The organism is Microcoleus sp. FACHB-68 (assembly GCF_014695715.1).
In the GTDB taxonomy this organism is placed as follows: Bacteria; Cyanobacteriota; Cyanobacteriia; order Cyanobacteriales; family Oscillatoriaceae; genus FACHB-68.
In genome coordinates, this window is record NZ_JACJOT010000008.1 from 1,675,414 (window position 1) to 1,693,805 (window position 18,392).

At 49.0% G+C, this 18,392-nt stretch carries 8 protein-coding genes; 7 read left to right on the forward strand and 1 reads right to left on the reverse strand.

Annotated elements, in window-relative coordinates; all coding sequences use genetic code 11:
* The 7 genes from lpxC (at window position 1) to H6F73_RS15545 (ending at window position 16,898) form a co-directional block, all read left to right on the forward strand.
* Window positions 1-876 carry a UDP-3-O-acyl-N-acetylglucosamine deacetylase gene (lpxC, locus tag H6F73_RS15515; protein ID WP_190759577.1) on the forward strand — a complete coding sequence of 292 codons (876 nt, stop codon included), beginning with the start codon at window positions 1-3 and terminating at the stop codon, window positions 874-876.
* Window positions 877-945: 69 nt separating this feature from the next.
* Window positions 946-1,488 (forward strand): 3-hydroxyacyl-ACP dehydratase FabZ, encoded by a 543-nt coding sequence (gene fabZ / locus H6F73_RS15520; protein ID WP_147688061.1) that lies wholly within the window; start codon window positions 946-948, stop codon window positions 1,486-1,488.
* A 190-nt stretch (window positions 1,489-1,678) separates the two neighbouring features.
* Entirely contained in the window at window positions 1,679-2,494 is an 816-nt protein-coding gene (gene lpxA / locus H6F73_RS15525; RefSeq protein ID WP_190759578.1) for an acyl-ACP--UDP-N-acetylglucosamine O-acyltransferase, read from the forward strand.
* 89 nt (window positions 2,495-2,583) lie between these two features.
* On the forward strand, window positions 2,584-3,744 hold the full coding sequence (gene lpxB / locus H6F73_RS15530; protein WP_190759678.1) for a lipid-A-disaccharide synthase: 1,161 nt from the start codon (window positions 2,584-2,586) through the stop codon (window positions 3,742-3,744).
* 82 nt (window positions 3,745-3,826) lie between these two features.
* Window positions 3,827-5,149, forward strand: coding sequence for a DNA cytosine methyltransferase (locus tag H6F73_RS15535; RefSeq protein WP_347239543.1), 1,323 nt, complete (start codon window positions 3,827-3,829; stop codon window positions 5,147-5,149).
* Window positions 5,150-5,475: 326 nt separating this feature from the next.
* The gene (locus H6F73_RS15540) at window positions 5,476-13,011 is read left to right on the forward strand and encodes a calcium-binding protein (RefSeq protein ID WP_190759579.1); all 7,536 of its coding nucleotides are present in this window, start codon (window positions 5,476-5,478) and stop codon (window positions 13,009-13,011) included.
* Between the two features lie 818 nt (window positions 13,012-13,829).
* Window positions 13,830-16,898 carry a DUF4114 domain-containing protein gene (locus tag H6F73_RS15545; protein ID WP_190759580.1) on the forward strand — a complete coding sequence of 1,023 codons (3,069 nt, stop codon included), beginning with the start codon at window positions 13,830-13,832 and terminating at the stop codon, window positions 16,896-16,898.
* Between the two features lie 638 nt (window positions 16,899-17,536).
* Here the strand turns inward: H6F73_RS15545 and H6F73_RS15550 are convergent.
* Entirely contained in the window at window positions 17,537-18,208 is a 672-nt protein-coding gene (locus H6F73_RS15550) for an SOS response-associated peptidase (protein WP_190759581.1), read from the reverse strand.
* Between the last annotated feature and the right edge of the window lie 184 nt (window positions 18,209-18,392).

Genomic DNA, 18,392 nt, shown 5'->3' on the forward strand with positions numbered 1-18,392 from the left:
ATGAGTATTTCTTTAACTGGGAACTGGGAACTGGGAACTGGGCACTCCATTCAGGCACCGTTTGAGCTGTCGGGTGTAGGACTGCACACCGGCACTCAGACTCAAGTTAGAGTCCTGCCGGCTGCACGCCATGAGGGGCGCTATTTTGTGCGAGTGGATCTGGCCGGTTCTCCTGTGATTCCCGCCCGCGTCGAGTTTGTGCGTCAGACCACTCTTTCTACAGAACTTGGCAACGAAGACGCCTGTGTGCGAACGGTCGAACACCTGTTAGCCGCATTGGCGGCACAAGGAGTCGATAGCGCCAGAATCGAGATCAATGGCCCAGAAGTGCCCCTGCTAGATGGCTCAGCTCATCCGTGGGTAGAGGCGATCAATTCTGTGGGGGTTGTGAGCGAAAATGACCCAACCTCTATTCCTAACACCCGAATTCTTAAAGAGCCGGTTTGGGTACATCAAGGAGATGCCTTTGTCGCAGCGCTGCCGGCCCCGCAAACGCGCTTCACCTACGGCATAGACTTTGATCTACCGGCAATTGGTCAGCAGTGGTATAGCTGGACACCGGCAACCGAGCGCTTCGCCGCCGAAATCGCGCCGGCTCGAACTTTTGGCTTTGCCGCCCAAATCGAGCAGCTACGTTCACAGGGTTTAATCAAAGGCGGGAGTTTAGACAATGCCCTCGTCTGCGATGTCAGCGGGTGGCTAAATCCACCACTAAGATTTGCAAATGAACCAGTGCGTCATAAAATCTTAGACTTAGTAGGAGATATCAGCTTGTTGGGAGCTTTTCCCTCAGCTCACTTTTTAGCCTACAAAGCAAGCCACAAATTGCACATACAGCTTGCCCGGTTGCTGGCCCAGTCGCATTCGGGATTTTAGATATGGTAATGTCCAGATTCATCCCCAATCTAAAATCTACAATCTAAAATCCAAAATCAATATCTACTCATGTCCACCCTGACCGATCTTAATTCCAATCACTCCTCTGCCCCTGATTCGGCTCAGCCTGAACCGGCCAGCGAGGCTGCACAGAGCGCTTCGGTGCCGGCATCACCCAAAACTGTGTTCAACATTGAAGAAATTCATAAACTTCTCCCCCACCGCTATCCGTTTTCCCTGGTGGATCGGATTATTGACTATGTCCCGGAAAAAATGGCTGTCGGGATTAAAAATGTCAGTATCAACGAACCCCATTTTCAGGGACATTTCCCAGGACGCCCGATCATGCCGGGAGTGCTGATTGTGGAAGCAATGGCACAAGTTGGCGGGGTCGTGATGACGCAACTGCCCAATCTACCACCCGGATTATTTATGTTTGCCGGCATTGATAAAGTCAGGTTCCGCAGACCTGTTGTACCCGGAGATCAGCTAGTGATGACAGTAGAACTGATCTGCGTCAAAGGCCGCCGGTTCGCTAAAATGCAGGGCCGTGCTGAAGTAGATGGCCAGCGGGTTACAGAAGGCGAACTATTGTTCTCCCTGGTGGACTGAAAACACTGTTGATTGATCGGTCGTCAGTGGTAAGGGAAAAGTGACGCTGCCTTCGTTGCCGCGACTCACTCATCACTTCTATAGACAACTGACCACTGTACGGGCGGGCGCAAGCAGACAATTTTTGCTCAATTCTAGACAATTTATCCACAAAACCCGCCCCTACCAACTGACAACTGACAACTGACAAATGAAGACTTTAATTCATCCCACCGCTGTCATCCATCCCGGCGCTCAACTGCACCCGACTGTACAGGTGGGACCCTATGCAGTCATTGGGGATCTCGTAAAAGTTGGCCCAGAAACGACGATTGGTGCCCATGTCGTCATCGAAGGGAAAACGGAAATTGGTGCTCGCAATCAAATTTTCCCAGGCGCAGCCATTGGTTTAGAACCTCAGGATCTTAAATATGATGGTTCTTTGAGTTGCGTACAAATCGGAAACGACAACCGGCTGCGTGAGTATGTGACAGTTAACCGGGCCACGGGTGCTGGCGAAACGACGACTATCGGCAATAATAATCTGCTCATGGCTTATGTTCATGTGGCTCATAACTGTGAGATTGCAGACGGCGTGGTGATTGCCAATGCGGTGTCCCTAGCCGGCCACGTCCATATTGAATCTCGCGCTACGATTGGGGGCGTTGGGGGTATCCATCAGTTTGTCCACATCGGGCGATTGTCGATGATCGGGGGTGTGGCCCGGATTGTTCAGGATGTGCCGCCCTATATGCTCATTGAGGGCAATCCGTCACGGGTGCGAACGCTGAACTCGCTTGGCCTGAAGCGGGCCGGTTTGACGGAGACTGATCGCAACTATCTTAAGAAAGCATTCCGAATTATTTACCGTTCTGGACTGACACTGAACGAAGCCCTAGAACAGCTAGATTTATTCCCCGAAAACGAATACGTGCAACATTTGCGCCGGTTCCTGCAACTGTCTCAAATGAAAGGCCGGCGTGGGCCAATGCCAGGCCGGCGTCTTCACATGAGAGGTGAGGAGTGAGGAATGCCAAAACAGAGGGGCAGATGGGCACAGAATCACCGGAAAATATCGCATTGAATTTGCCCCTGCCTCTGAATACTGCCTCACCGTTGCGAATTTTTATTAGCACCGGCGAGGTGTCGGGTGATTTGCAAGGGTCTTTGTTAATTGATGCTTTGCACCGGCAAGCGAATGCGATAGGCATCAAATTAGAAATTGTGGCGCTGGGAGGCGAACGCATGGCACAAGCCGGCGCAACCTTGGTAGGCAATACCAGCGCCATCGGTTCTGTCGGGCTGTTGGAATCTTTACCTTACATTTTGCCGACGCTGCAAGTTCAGCGTCGGGCGAAGCGATACCTGCGGGAACACCCACCCGATTTGATCGTGCTGATTGATTACATGGGGCCAAACCTGGCGATTGGCAGCTATGTCAAGCGGCATCTGCCGGCTGTGCCGGTGGTGTATTACATTGCGCCGCAAATGTGGGTTTGGTCGCCTTTCCCGCGCTATACCGAGCAAATTGTCAGCGTCACAGACCGGCTGCTGGCGATTTTCCCAGAGGAAGCGCGTTATTTTCAACAGCAAGGGGCAAAGGTAAGCTGGGTAGGTCATCCTTTGGTTGATCGCTTGCAGACGTTCCCTTCTCGCGAACAAGCCAGGACTAATTTAGGGATTGACAAAGAAGCAATTGCAATCGCTCTGCTGCCGGCATCACGGCAGCAAGAGGTGCGTTACCTATTGCCGGCAATCTGTGAAGCAGCCCAGCAAATTCAGGAGAAATTGCCGCAAGCTGATTTTTGGATTCCCCTATCTCTGGAGAAATTCAGACGTCCCATAGAACAAGCGATTGCGGATTACGGGTTACGGGCGACTTTAGTTACCAGTCAGTCTCAGGACGTGCTGGCAGCGGCGGATCTGGCGATCGCTAAATCGGGTACGGTTAATTTAGAAATCGCTTTGCTCAATGTGCCGCTGGTAGTTCTTTACCGAGTCCATCCCTTCACCTACTGGGTTGCCCGCCGGCTATTCAATTTTTCGATTCCGTTTATGTCACCGCCCAATTTGGTGCAAATGCAGCCGATAGTACCAGAGTTGCTGCAAGAGCAAGCAACATCGGCAAACATTGTCAAGGAAGCTTTAGAACTTTTACTGGATGAAGGCCGGCGTCAGCAAACTCTGAAAGCCTACCAGGAAATGCGCTCCAACCTGGGAGAGGTGGGGGTGTGCGATCGCGCAGCTCAATCGATTCTACAGCTGCTATCAAAATAAAAGAATTCTTAACTTTTAAAATTGATTTTTTAACTTTTAATGGAAGGCAACCCCGTCTGCATTGTCACGGCTAATCTTCAATGTGACCAAAATTTTAAAGCCCAAGTCTCAATACCATTCTAATCGGCGACCCCTGGCAGTCGATTTATTTGCAGGTGCCGGTGGATTTTCCCTGGCGGTTGAGCAAGCCGGCTTTGATGTGTTAACAGCGGTGGAGGTTGACTCGGTTCACGCAGCAGTTTATAGGTTCAATTTCCCCTACACAGAGGTTCTGTGCGCTGATATCTCTACTCTGTCGAGTCTAGTGATTGCAGATACCGCAGCGCAAAGTTGGGCGTCATTGCCGGTTGCGGAAAATCAGCGGCAGTCATCGGCTTGGGATGGTGAGATTGATTTGGTGATTGGTGGGCCACCGTCTCAAGGGTTTGCCATTATGGGCAAAGGGGTTATTGAGGATGAACGCAATGACTTCGTGTTTGAGTTCGCACGGGTGGTGTGCGAATTGCAACCGCGATATTTCATTATGGAGAATGTACCGAGTCTGGTGACAGATCAGTACGCAGATTTTTTAGAACGGTTGATTTCCCAGTTAGAAGCGGCTGGATATAAAATTACGCTGCCGGTGCAAGTCTTGAATGCAGCGGATTTTGGCGTCCCGCAAGACCGGCAACGGATGTTTTTGCTGGGGTCTCGTTGCGGTCAAGTTTTGTTATCTTATCCAGAACCGCTTACAGAGCGCAAGGTAACGGTGAGGGATGCGATCGCAGATTTGCCAGATGTGGATGAGTTTCCTGAATTGTTGGATACCGATGAGTTGCTGCTATCTGAGGCGCAACTGAAAGCTTTGGAAGATGGGGCGAGTGAGTATGTGCGATCGCTGCGCGAGTTGGTTCGCGATCAAGCGGATTGTGCTTATCACCGGCTGTGGAATCGGCAGCTTTTAACCGGCTGCCTGCGAACAGCGCACACTCCTGATTGTGTGCAACGGTTTCAAGATACAGCAATGGGGAAGGTGGAAAATAACAGCCGGTTACGACGCTTAGATCTGGAGGGACTTTGTAGCCCTTTGCGTGCCGGTACCGGCAGAGAAGGAGGCCGGCATACGTCCCCGCGCCCGATCCACCCGTTGCACCCCAGAGTGATTACAGTGCGCGAGGCAGCGCGATTACATTCATTTCCAGATTGGTTTCGTTTCCACACGACAAAGTGGCATGGATTTCGACAGGTGGGTAATGCGCTGCCACCCTTGCTAGGACGTGCGGTTGCCGGTGAAGTGATAAAGGCGCTGGAAGTTAAACCCCAGGTGTCTGATGTGCCGGTTGATTTGGGAAACCCAGATTTGCTGCGAATGAGTCCTTCCCTGGCGAATCACTATTGGGAAGCGCACTTGCTGAAGATGATGTGATATTAGATAGGCTGGTCATTTTTTTATATAAATTATTTATGTAATACTTAGTTACTTTGTTTTCTTGTCTTAAGACACTATGTGATATATTTAACGTGTCAGTGATTTTACGGTCATTGACCTCAATTTGTGAGATTTCAGGCAGCAGGGAATCTTTTTGCCTACTGTAACACCGTACTTTCTCAGATAGATTGACTCCCGCCTTGCCTTTTCTGATTCAAGGGGTGGCTGGCATTTTCTCACTTTTGCTCAAGTTAAGGTGAGGTGGGTTGCTGAGTACCGGGTGTTTGGATATTTTTGATTACCCAAAAAAAGAGGACACAACAATGGCTTATCAAGGAAACAATCTTAATACAGTAATTAGTGGTTTAAATACCCTTCTTAGTAGTGTTCATAATTCAGTAGCAAATGAAGTTTTCCAAAGCAATTTACCTTTTTTTGGAACTGAGTTATCCACTTCTTCCACAATGACTTTTATCGATAAATTACGAGAAAATATTGTTAACCAGCTTAACTCAATTTCTAATAATTTTACACCTGAAGCAATTGAACAAGCAATTGAACAAGTTAGTGATAGTAGCAGTGTGGTTGCTATTGATTTAGTTCAAAATTCTGAAGATAACGTTTTATTTGAGGTTAAAATAAATAGTTTTAATCCAGTATTTGAAATACCTATTGGTGCAGATATGGGCTTACCTGGATTGGCTTTTAAAATTGATGGAAATGCACAAGCAGATTTAGGTTACAACTTAATATTTCGTTTTGGGGTAAACACTGATACGGGTTTTTTCTTTGATCCAATAGCTGGGGATGAACTGACAATCGATTTAACAGCTTCACTTCCTAATTTAAAAGCCATAGGAAAACTTGGACTGCTTCAGCTTGAAGTGACAGATCAAACAGATGATCCCACAAAATTAATTAATAAATTTTCTATTGATTGGACAGATAATAACTTTAACAACAGGATTGATAATTCAGATATAACAGCAAAGCTGGAGGGTGATGTAGACTTAAACTTGGATCTCATAAGCAGTTTTAATGGCTCTACATTATTACCATCCCTAGCTTCAAATTTTCATCTTAACTGGTCTTTGTTAGATGCTATTATCAGTTCAAGCTCAAGTTCTATTGATTGGGGAAGTAAGCCAGAAATATCATTTGAAAGTATTAAACTTAATGGAGGCGAATTTTTTACTAACTTTGCTCGACCGATTCTTACCGGAGTCCAACAAGTTACTAAACCTTTGGGGCCATATACAGAAGCGCTAACAAAGGATATTACTCTTTTAAATGCTCTAGGGGCAAGTATTTTTGATGTTAATCAAGATAATCAAATTACTTTATTAGATTTAATGCAGGCATTTGCTCCTGAGTTAGATGTTTCTATTTTGGCTAATTTTGCTGAATTTAATAATTTAATTAATCAAATTCCAATACCTGTAGAAGGTGAGGAATTCTTTGTGGATTTGGGAAGTTTTAACCTGGGTGATGCAGATATTCGAGACAATAACTTACAATTAAAGGATGTGGCTCCTAATGTCACTCAAGAAGTTCCAAATCCAATTTCTCAACTTCCTAATGATCCACAAAGAGGCTATGGAAGTTTGGTGACAAATTTACAAATGCTTCCGGGTGGAGGCGCTAAATTTCCATTAATAGAAAATCCTCTAACAGCTTTTAATCTTTTTCTTGGAAAACCTGTTGAGCTTTTTACCTATGATATGCCAGCGTTACAAGCTGGATTTGAATTTGACAGATATTTTCCTGTTACTGGCCCCATAGGTGTTACGCTTCAAGGAGATGTAAGCGCACAAGCAGACTTTAATTTTGGGTTTGATACTTACGGACTTCAACAGTTTAAAGAAAATCAAAATCCTATCAGTATTTTTGATGGATTTTATGTGGGCGACCCAGATACACCTGAAGCTAAAATTGATGCCAGTATAAAAGCTTTTGGGGCGTTAGAAGCAGTTGTTGCTAGAGGGGGTGTTGGTGGAGGTATCTATAGTAATATGTGGGCTGAACTCGTAGATAGTATACCTGATGGCAAAGTTCGGGGTTCTGAACTGAATTTGGCATTAGTAACAAACCCACTTAGCATCTTCGATATGGGTGGTGAATTTACAGCAGGTTTAGAAACTTACGCAGAAGTAGGATGGCCAAAGCTGGGATTGGGAGAGCGATGGACTTGGGAAAGTCCAAAAGTTAAATTAGGTGGTTTTGATACAAGTACAATGTTAATAGAACGATCTCCAGCGCTTGCTGCAAATCTTGGCAATGGTACATTGCAAATTAACATGGGAGCGCACGCAAATGAACGTTCAAGGATGTTTACAGAAGACGACTATGAAAATTTTAAGATTGAAGGTACATCAAACTCAGTAATAGCTGCCTCTCCTAATGCGTTAAATCCTAGTAGTTCCTCTCCATTTATTCTAGCGAGTAACCAGTCTAGTGAATTAAAAACTGAAACTATTAGGGTTTCTGCTTTTGGTTTTACACAAGAATATAACGGATTTAGCAAGCTAGTTGCTAATGGAGGTCAAGGTGATACTGTTATTCAACTTACTAATGTCTTTACTCCAGTTGAATTTACTGGTGGTGAGGGGAATGACTCCCTAGGTGGTGGTTACGGGAGCGATGTGCTATCTGGGGGGAGTGGATGGGATCGAATCTTTGGCGGAGATGGTCACGACCTAGTATATGCCGGCTCTGATGATGACATGGTATATGCCGGCAGTGGGAATGATTTTATTGATGGCGCTTCAGAAGATGACATCATCTATGGTGAAGATGGCGATGATTTCATAGCCGGTGGAGATGGCACTGATCACGCTAGTGGAGATAATGGTAGCGATTATATTCAAGGTAATTTGGGTGAGGATTTCCTTGAAGGTGGAGATAACAATGACACATTAGAAGGTGGAGACAACAATGACCTTCTATATGGACAACTAGGCGATGACTCAATGAATGGAGGTAACGATCAAGACCAGATTTTTGGAGACGCCGGCAACGATACAATGACCGGCAATCTTGGAGATGATAACCTCGATGGGGGAGATGGGGAAGATCACCTCAGTGGTGGAGATGGCACAGATAGCCTCAATGGAGGTGCCGGCAATGACTCGATCCTGGCAGAAAACGGCAACGACTCGATTAATGGTGGCGAAGGTTCCGACACAGTTGACTACAACTCAGCACCCAGTGGGGTTATCGTCAATATCGATGAAAACCTAAATTACAATCATCAAACCACACCAGGCATTTTTGACCTAGAACCCGACTTTGAGATTGCTGCGGCGCGTGCAGATGATGGTTATGGAACTGAAGATACTGTTATTGGGTTAGAAAACAGTATCGGTTCTAACTTCAACGATATCCTAACCGGCAATGATGCTGATAACCAAATCCAAGGCAAAACCGGCAACGATCTGATTATCAGTAGTAGTGGCAACGATATTTTAGACGGCAACGATGGTATCGATACCGTTAGTTTCCGGCGCGACAATGGCGGCGTTTACGTTCATCTTCTCAACCAAGAAGCAACAGACGGTTTTGGTGGACAAGATATTGTCACCGGCAATGAAAATGTTGTTGGTTCGCGCTTTAACGATGAAATACATGGCGATGACGGCATCAACACTATTACTGGAGGTGCCGGCAATGATAGCATTCGCGGACTCGGTGACAATGATGCCATCTTTGCGGAACGAGGAAATGATACCGTTACCGGCGATAACGGAAATGACTTAATCTTCGGAAATCTTGGTCAAGACTTAATTGAAGGAAATACCGGCAACGACTCTATTGATGGTAATGAAGGTAGCGACAGCATTTCTGGTGGAGACGATAGCGATACCATCCAAGGTAATGAAAACAATGACATTCTCAGTGGGGATGCCGGCACCGATTCAATTTTAGGGAACGATGGCAACGACTTGATCGGTGGTGGAAATGATAGCGATACCCTCCAAGGTAATGAAGGCAATGATCGCATCACAGGAGATGCCGGCAACGATTCCATCGAAGCGGGAGATGGTAACGATATTGTCAACGGTAATGAAGACGCTGACACCATCTTCGGAGGAACCGGGGATGATCGCATCACAGGAGATGCCGGCAACGATTCCATCGAAGCGGGAGACGGCAACGATATCGTCAATGGAAATGAAGATAACGATACCATTCACGGACAAACCGGCGACGATCGCATTACAGGAGATGCCGGCAACGACTCCATCGAAGCGGGAGAGGGAGAGGATAGTGTTTCCGGTGGCGAAAACCAAGATACGATTCTCGGACAAGATGGCAGTGATCGCATCTTTGGAGATAGTGGCGAAGATAGTATCCAAGGCGGTAGCGGCGAAGATATCATCCTCGGCGGCAGTGAAGCCGATACTATACAAGGTGAGGCAAATAACGACCAATTATTTGCCAATGAAGGCGACGACACTATTCAAGGCAACGACGGTGACGATACAATCTTTGGCGGACAAGATAACGACACCTTAGAAGGAAACGCCGACAACGACTCCCTTAACGGCGATCTTGGCAACGACTCCCTTATCGGACACACCGGCAATGACACTATAAATGGAGGTGCCGGTCAAGACCAACTTTATGGCAACGAAGAGAACGACCTCCTCTCAGGTAATGCCGGCGAAGATACTCTCGAAGGCGGTATCGGCAACGACACCCTCAGTGGTGGAACCGAAGCCGATCTCCTCCTCGGACAAGAAGGTAACGACTTATTAGGCGGCAATGCCGGCGATGACAGCCTCAATGGCGGCGACGGCGAAGACACCCTCAGCGGTGGCCAAAACAACGACACCCTAGACGGAGAAACCGGCAACGATCTCCTCGGCGGCGATACCGGCAATGACAAAGTCTACGGGGGACTTGGCAGCGACACGATAACCGGAGGTGCCGGCCAAGACGAACTTCTTGGCAACGATGATGCAGACTCCATAAATGGCAACGAAAGTCAAGATACCATTTTTGGCGGCACCGGCAGCGACACCCTCAGCGGCGACGACGGTGCAGACAGCATCTACGGAGAAGCCGGCGACGACCTTATTAATGGTGGCAATGGCAACGATACGCTTAGTGGCGGTATCGGTAATGACCTTCTCAACGGCAACGACAACAGCGACTCCCTCATCGGAGAAGCCGGCAGCGACACGATTAATGGCGGTGATGGCAGCGACATAATTAGCGGTGGTGAAGATAACGATTCTCTGAACGGAGATGCCGGCAACGACGAGATCACAGGAGATGTCGGCAGCGACACCATCAATGGCGGCGAAGATAACGACAATATTAGCGGTGGTGAAGATAACGATTCCTTAAACGGAGATGCCGGCAATGACAAAATGCAAGGCGACGCAGGCGAAGACACCCTAAATGGTGGCACCGGCAACGACAAAATGAGTGGGGGAGACAACAATGACCTCCTCAATGGCGATAGCGGTGACGACAAAATGCAAGGCGATGGCGGCGATGACACCCTGAATGGTGGCACCGGCGACGATTGCATAACAGGTGAAGAAGGTCAAGACTTTATCAACGGAAATACCGGCAATGACAAACTCGAAGGCAATGCCGGTGACGACACGATTTATGGAGAAGCCGGTAAAGACACCCTCAAAGGCGAAGAAGGCGACGACTCCCTCATTGGTGGTGCCGGTGGCGATATCCTAGACGGCAGCGAAGGAGACGACACGATCTCCTATCACACCTCATCCCAAGGCGTTGGCGTCGATCTCGAACTGCAAAAAGCTTGGTCAGGCGATGCCGAAGGCGACACTCTCTGCGACATAGAAAACGCTGAAGGTTCCCAATATAACGACACTCTCTACGGCTACAGTTCTGCAACTTTTGACAAATCCTCCTACTCAAGTCGCTACTCTGGGGGTTATGGAAATAACAGCGAAAGCGGTGCAAATATTCTCAGCGGTTTAGCCGGCAACGACATTATCGACGGCAGAGGCGGTGACGATACCCTCTACGGCGGCACCGGCAATGACACAATGAATGGCGGTTTAGATAATGACCTTGTCAAGGGAGACGAAGGCAACGACAAACTCCTCGGAGATGCCGGTGAAGATAGCCTTCTCGGTGGCATCGGCAACGACAACCTCGACGGCGGCGATGGCACAGATAGCCTTCTCGGTGGCGAAGGCAATGATAAACTCCTAGGCGATGCCGGTGATGATTCCCTTCTTGGAGAAGCCGGCAACGATATCCTTCAGGGTGGTTTAGGCAACGACATTCTCAACGGTGGCGATCATAACGACATCCTTAAAGGTGGACTTGGGGAAGATACCCTTTGCGGTGACATTGGCAACGATAACCTCGTCGGCGCAGAAGACAGCGATCAACTCAATGGCGAAGACGGCAACGACAACTTAGCAGGCGAACTTGGTGAAGATATCCTTAAAGGCGGCACCGGCAACGATATCCTTAGCGGTGGCGACGGAAATGACCGGCTTTATGGAGAAGCAGACAATGATGTGCTCGCTGGAGATGCCGATGACGATACTCTCGATGGAGCAGAAGGTGCAGATACCTTCAACGGCGGCGATGGTAACGATCTTCTCATCGGGGGTGCCGGCAGTGATTCAATAGATGGAAGTGCCGGTATTGACACACTTTCTTACCGCACCTCAACCCTTGGCATTTCAGTGCATCTGGGACCAAAACCCTGTTCATTTGGCGATGCCGAAGGTGATCGCATCCGCAACGTGGAATATCTTGAAGCTTCCAATTATAACGACACCGTTATCGGTGATACGCAAGCCAACACCTTCAGCGGCTTAGAAGGAGACGATACCCTCAAAGGTCAAGATGGTCAAGATACGCTCAATGGCGATGCCGGCAGCGACTTCCTTGATGGTGGCAAAGACAATGATCTCCTCAACGGAGGCGACAACCATGACACCCTCATCGGCGGCGGGGGGAATGACAGCTTATTTGGCAACGACGGTGACGACCTATTATATAGTCGCACCGGCAACGACATCCTCAACGGGGATACCGGCAACGACACCCTCAACGCCGAGAAAGGCAACAATATCCTCAACGGTGGTTTAGGCGATGACTATATATATGCCGGCACCGGCAGCGATACCATTCTGTTGGAACTTGGTGCAGGTATCGACACCATCTACAACTTTGACTTCAAGAAGGACATCTTCAACTTCCTTGGCGATCTGAGTTTCAACCAACTCACCATTACCCAAGGCAGCGATATCAATGTCAACGACACTTTAATTAAATACACCCCAACCGGAGAACTCTTAGCCATCGTTAAGGATACTCAGAACCCCTTCGCGCCAGATGTGCCGGCAACAGACAACTCAGAAGAAGACGCCGCCAGCCTAAAAACTGACCCAACTATAGAGATTACCGTCACACCAACTGTCACTACTACCCCGGAAATTGGCTCAACTGGTGACAACACCGACACACAAACTGTCAGTGAACAGCCGGTTAACCTTCCTGATAGCACCCACGAAGACACCCTCACCGGCAGCAGTAGCACAGTAGAGGTTATGGCTAATGCCGGCAACGATAGCCTGACATCAGTTCAAAGCAACGACATCATCCCCAGCAGCCAAGATCCTTCGGGACTAGCAGCCGGCATCGACACTGGCACCATTGCAAACTTTATTGCCGGTGAAAACTTAGTCGGATTAGCTGATGGTCTAACATTAACCCAGCTCAGCGCACCTCAAGATACCGGCACCCAACCCCCAGCCGCCTCAATTCAGAGTGCCGGCACTGATGAAGTTTTAGCCTCTATCACTGGAATGCCAGCCGGTTCCCTCACCACTGCTGATTTTACTCTCCTCTAGCACTGCTAATTTAAGGTCGTCCCTGCCGGCGGGCGTTTACCAGGGACTGCCAATCTTCCTGCCCGCCCCCCAAAATCCTCAATAACCCCAACCAGCCCGTAGCTGGTTGGTTTTTTTCGTCCGATAGCACGGTGAGGTTTTCAACGGCTTGTAGCTGATCGCCGCTAGCCGACAGACTTTGCCGGCTATCTCCAGCCCTTCTTTTTTTATTTTGCGATTCTTTCCCTATTTACTTTTCTATTTGACTAGGCTTTTAAAGCTTTTTATCGCTTGTTAACTTGCATATATAAAACAAAATCTTTGATTTCTTCATTTGTAGCTCTCATTCAGCCAGAAAATTTAAAAAAAAATATTCTGAAATTACGCAAAGTACCTCAGTAAGGTTACTGAAATTTTAAAGAAAACTTTATAGAAGGCTTCCGCATATTAACTGAAGCACAATATAACCACTTAGTAAACACCTATATTGAGCCAAACTCCTTGCAATAAATCGGTATATTAACTGAAACCTAATTTGCTGTAATGCTGTTAAATATTGAAGTAAGGGACATTTATTTTTAAAGGTCGTCCGAGGGAAAGATTTATTAGCAGAAAAGCTCGAAAACCTCTTGGTTAAAGCTTTACCGTTTCTTTAAAATATTTTTTTTGAAACGGGGAAACATTTATAAATCGGACGCGTCTTGAGGGGAAAGGGCAATTTAAAACGCTCTTTTCTAAGAAGTAACTAAGAACGAGCGAGCATCTTAGGGTATTAGCATCTAAGGCTGATCTAGCCAATATCAAATCCTAATAGAAGAGTCAATCAAGGGAGATTCAACATGGAACCGAACGATACCTTAACCGGCACCACCAACGATAGTCTCAGCGGAGGCACCACCACCGAGCCAGCCCCCACCACCGAGCCAACCCCCACCACCGAGCCGGTTGACGAGACAGCCGTTATGACAGCAACGGGCGAAGACACAACAGGCGGCAGCACCGGCACCAATACTTTAAACGGCAGCACCGGCCAAGACACAACAGGTGGCAGCACCTTACCCGGCGGCGAAAGCGATACTCTAAGCGGCGCCGTCGACTACGATACCATCATTGCTACCTCCGGCGAGAGCAGTTTACCAGGCACCACCAGCACAGACAGCTTAGGTGGCGCTGAAGGCACCAGCACCTTACCAGGCAGCACCGACGACACCCTGGGTGGCGGCGAAGGCACCAGCACTTTACCAGGCGGCGAAGGCACCAGCACTTTACCAGGCGGCGAAGGCACCAGCACCTTACCAGGCGGCAACTCCACATTTGAATCTGGAACCTTCGTAGTTGGAGAAAGTGGCGAAGTCAGCATCAGCTTTGAATGGGACGGCGGCAGCTATACCGGCGAAGTCGGCATCTTCAACCTGGAAGGAATGGAAGAGTATGAACCAGGTTCCGAAGAATTTATCCAAGAAGCGGCTACTCGGGCTGCAAGCAACTCGGCTCAAGGTTATGTAGTAATCAAAGACGGATCAGAAGGAGCCAAATCTGAGGGAGTCCTGCCTTGGGAAGAAAACTTCAATGAAGGAGAATATGCAGGGCCGAAAACCTTTGAAATGACTGCCGGCAGTAAATTTGGCGTCATGCTGGTGCCCAATGGTACAGTGCAAGAACTCGCTGAAGATGCTACCCCTGACGGTGACAAGTATCCGTTGTTCTCGATGGCTACGGCCAACCCAGATGATGCCTTCCAGGTGGGCCAACTTGCTGATGTCACCGGCGAAGGCAGCGTCTTCGTCATGGAAGACGTGTATGTTGGTAACGAAAACTCAGATAAAGACTACAACGACATCATCTTCAAAGTCACAGGTGCCGTCGGAACAGCGGAAACCATTGACGAATATATCGACCCCGAAAAAGATTGGCGTGAGGAGGAAGTCGGTCAAGCCTTAATCGAAGACCTCAACACTGACGACGGCGAAGATACTGTTGGCGGTGGCGGCGGCGAAGACACTGTAGACGGTGGCGGCGGCGAAGACACTGTTGGCGGTGGCGGCGGCGAAGACACTGTTGGCGGTGGCGGCAATGGCGGTGGGATTCCTCGTCCAACCTTCCCAGGCGGTGGTGCAACCGGCGGTGAATTCCCAGGCGGTGGTGCAACCGGCGGCGAGTTCCCAGGCGGCGGCAACGGCGGCGGCAACGGCGGCGGTAACGGCGGCGGTAAAGATACCCTCGGCGGTGGCGAAGGCGATGAGACCATCGAAGGCGGAGCCGGCAATGACACCTTAAATTGTGGTGGTGGCGACGACACTGCTACCGGCGGCGAAGGCGACGACGTGATCGACGGTGACGACGGTGACGACGATCTCGACGGGGATGTCGGCAACGATACAGTTATCGGTGGTGTCGGCAACGATATTGCTTCCGGCGGTGAAGGTAACGATTCCGTTGATGGCGGCGAAGGCGACGACACAATCGAGGGTGATACCGGCAACGATACCTGCGAAGGTGGAAATGGCGCTGACACCATCGTAGGTGGCGACGGCGACGATGACGCCAGTGGCGAGGCCGGTGACGACACCGTTGATGGTGGTATCGGTGACGACACTGTTGATGGTGGCGAAGGCGATGACACCTGCGAAGGCGCAGAAGGCGAAGACACCGTTGATGGTGGCGAAGGCGATGACGCTGTTGATGGTGGCGAAGGCGATGACGCTGTTGATGGTGGTATCGGTGACGACACTGTTGATGGTGGCGAAGGCGATGACACCTGCGAAGGCGCAGAAGGCGAAGACACCGTTGATGGTGGCGAAGGCAATGACACTCTAGGCGGTGGCGACGGTAACGACTCAGTTGAAGGTGGCACCGGCAACGACACCGGCACTGGTGGAGAAGGCGATGACACACTAGGCGGTGGCGACGGCGACGATGCCGGTAGTGGAGATGAAGGCGACGACGTAATCGAGGGTGACGGTGGCTATGACACCTGCCTAGGCGGAGAAGGCGCTGACACTATCGTCGGTGGCGATGGCAACGATATGGGCACTGGCGATGAGGGTGAGGACGTAATCGACGGTGGCACTGGCGATGACATCGTTGAAGGTGGAGACGACGCTGACACAGTCCTCGGTGGCGAAGGCCACGACACCTCTATGGGTGATGAGGGTGACGACATCGTCACGGGTGATGCCGGTGAAGACACCTGCCTCGGCGGTGGCGGTAGTGACACAATCCTCGGTGGCGACGGTGACGACGCTGGCTACGGCAACGAGGGCGCAGATACCATCGATGCCGGTACAGGTAACGATACGACCTACGGCGGTGAAGGCAGCGATACTGTCTTGTCTGGCGAAGGCGATGACATGAGTTCTGGCGACCTCGGTGATGACATGATCGAGGGTGACATGGGTTCTGACACTGCCCTGGGCGGTGAAGGCGGTGACGCAATCGCTGGCGGCGACGGTCATGAGGACGTGTATGGCAACGCCGGCAACGACACTCTCAACGGCAACACCGGCAACGACAGTCTGTATGGTGGCCAAGGTAACGACATTATCCGGGGCGGTCAAGACATTGACTGGATCACTGGTGACATGGGTGATGACGTTGTCTACGGTGACATGGGTAATGACATCCTGATCGGTGGCGGTGGCGCAGACGTGCTCATCGGTGGTGAAGGTAACGATGTCTTCACACTCGCTTCCGGTATGGGTGCTGACACGGTCGTTGACTTCGTCATCGGTCAAGATTCCTTCAGCTTGTCTGCCGGTTTAACCTTCGAGGGGTTAACGATTGTTCAAGGCAGCGACGCGCAAGCTAACGACACCTTGATCAAGATTGCCGGCAGCGACGAACTGGTTGCTACCCTCACAGGTGTACAAGCCAGCTCAATCACCAGCGCTGATTTCACTCTGATCTAAAACAGCTAACTTGGGGGCGGCTTACTTTCTTCGCCCCCAGTTCTTGATCACAACATCTCAACTCAACCAGTAAAACTTAAGTGTGGATGCAAAATTTTGACTCGCAAAAAAGCATTTACAGGTTGAAACATTCCTAAACAGGATGAAATTCAAATCCTTAAGCACCCCAAACGATTAGTAATCGGCTGGGGTGTTTTCTTTTTAGCTTTTAAATCAATAAGCTTTCAGTTCGTTTCAATTGAATTTAGCGTTTTGCCCCGGAACTTCAATCTCCGGCGACGGGCTGATAGCCTTACTGCCTAACCACCTGGGAATCGATTTCTAAGCTAATAGCTGAAGTCTTCTTCACAAGAATAATAATAGCCGATGCAGTTTTTGAAACGGTTAATACTCCTTGCTTGAGCAAGATTAGGCTTAGCCAAAAGAGTTTAATTATACGGATTTGTTAGAAGTTTTTTGAGTAGGTTTAAATTCAATTGAAATTGCTAAAAAAACTAATAAATTTTACCTAGCTATCTCTTCCTTAAATACTCTAATTTTGGAAAAATTCATAACATTCAAAATAAAATAAACTTGCTGTTTCTATCCCTCACTTTTGTAATTATTTATGATAATAATTTTTAGTAAATCCGCTCAATTTAAGCGCTCTCTTCAATACATTCGCGCACATCGTTGGTGGGGCTATTGACTAAGGTGCTGACTGGATAAGCTTTCATAGCTGCTTCTGGATAGGGTTCCAGTAGTGGCAAAAGTTCTTCTGGATTCTTGTTTTGAGGGTCAAGCCATTGAGTGTAGGCTTCAGGCTGCAAAATCACCGGCATTCGATCATGCACCGGCTGCAACACTTCGTTAGCGGCTGTTGTCAGAAGGGTGCAGGATACAATCGTTTCGCCTTCTGGGGGTTGCCATGAGTCCCACAAGCCGGCAAAAGCAAACGGTGAACCGTCCTTCATCTGGAAATAGTAAGGCTGTTTTTGCTTACCGACTTTTTGCCATTCATAAAATCCATCGGCAATAACCAGGCAGCGTTTACGCTTAAAGGCAGTGCGAAAGGCCGGCTTCTCTGTTACGGTTTCGGCTCTAGCATTAATTAAACGCGCCCCAATTTTAATATCTTTCGCCCAACTGGGAATCAAACCCCAGCGCATCCACTGAAACTGCCGGTGAGGTTGTCCATCCGTTAGAGACACTGTTGCGACTTGTTGGGTGGGTGCGATATTGTAACGCGCCGGCACCTGTGGCACGTCTTTAACTGCAAAGTATTCGGCTATTTTCTCGGCTTGCACGCTCAAGCTGTATCGTCCACACATCGTTAAGGCTGGTGAAGTAAGAGTGCTAGCTCTAGTATGACGAGTTTATCGGGGAGAATGGAAGAGTTTTTGGCGTTGCTGAAAAAGTAATGCTAGGTGGAATACAATAAAGTCATGAAATGTCCTCAATGTCACTCCACTCAAACCGCTAAAAACGGGCATCGTCGTGGCAGACAATGCTACA

Excerpts from the sequence above, each read along its gene's own strand:
- lpxC (WP_190759577.1), top strand. The coding sequence starts at position 1 with ATGAGTATTTCTTTAACTGGGAACTGGGAACTGGGAACTGGGCACTCC.
- fabZ (WP_147688061.1), top strand. The coding sequence starts at position 946 with ATGTCCACCCTGACCGATCTTAATTCCAATCACTCCTCTGCCCCTGAT.
- lpxA (WP_190759578.1), top strand. The coding sequence starts at position 1,679 with ATGAAGACTTTAATTCATCCCACCGCTGTCATCCATCCCGGCGCTCAA.
- H6F73_RS15540 (WP_190759579.1), top strand. The coding sequence starts at position 5,476 with ATGGCTTATCAAGGAAACAATCTTAATACAGTAATTAGTGGTTTAAAT.
- H6F73_RS15545 (WP_190759580.1), top strand. The coding sequence starts at position 13,830 with ATGGAACCGAACGATACCTTAACCGGCACCACCAACGATAGTCTCAGC.
- H6F73_RS15550 (WP_190759581.1), bottom strand. The coding sequence starts at position 18,208 with ATGTGTGGACGATACAGCTTGAGCGTGCAAGCCGAGAAAATAGCCGAA.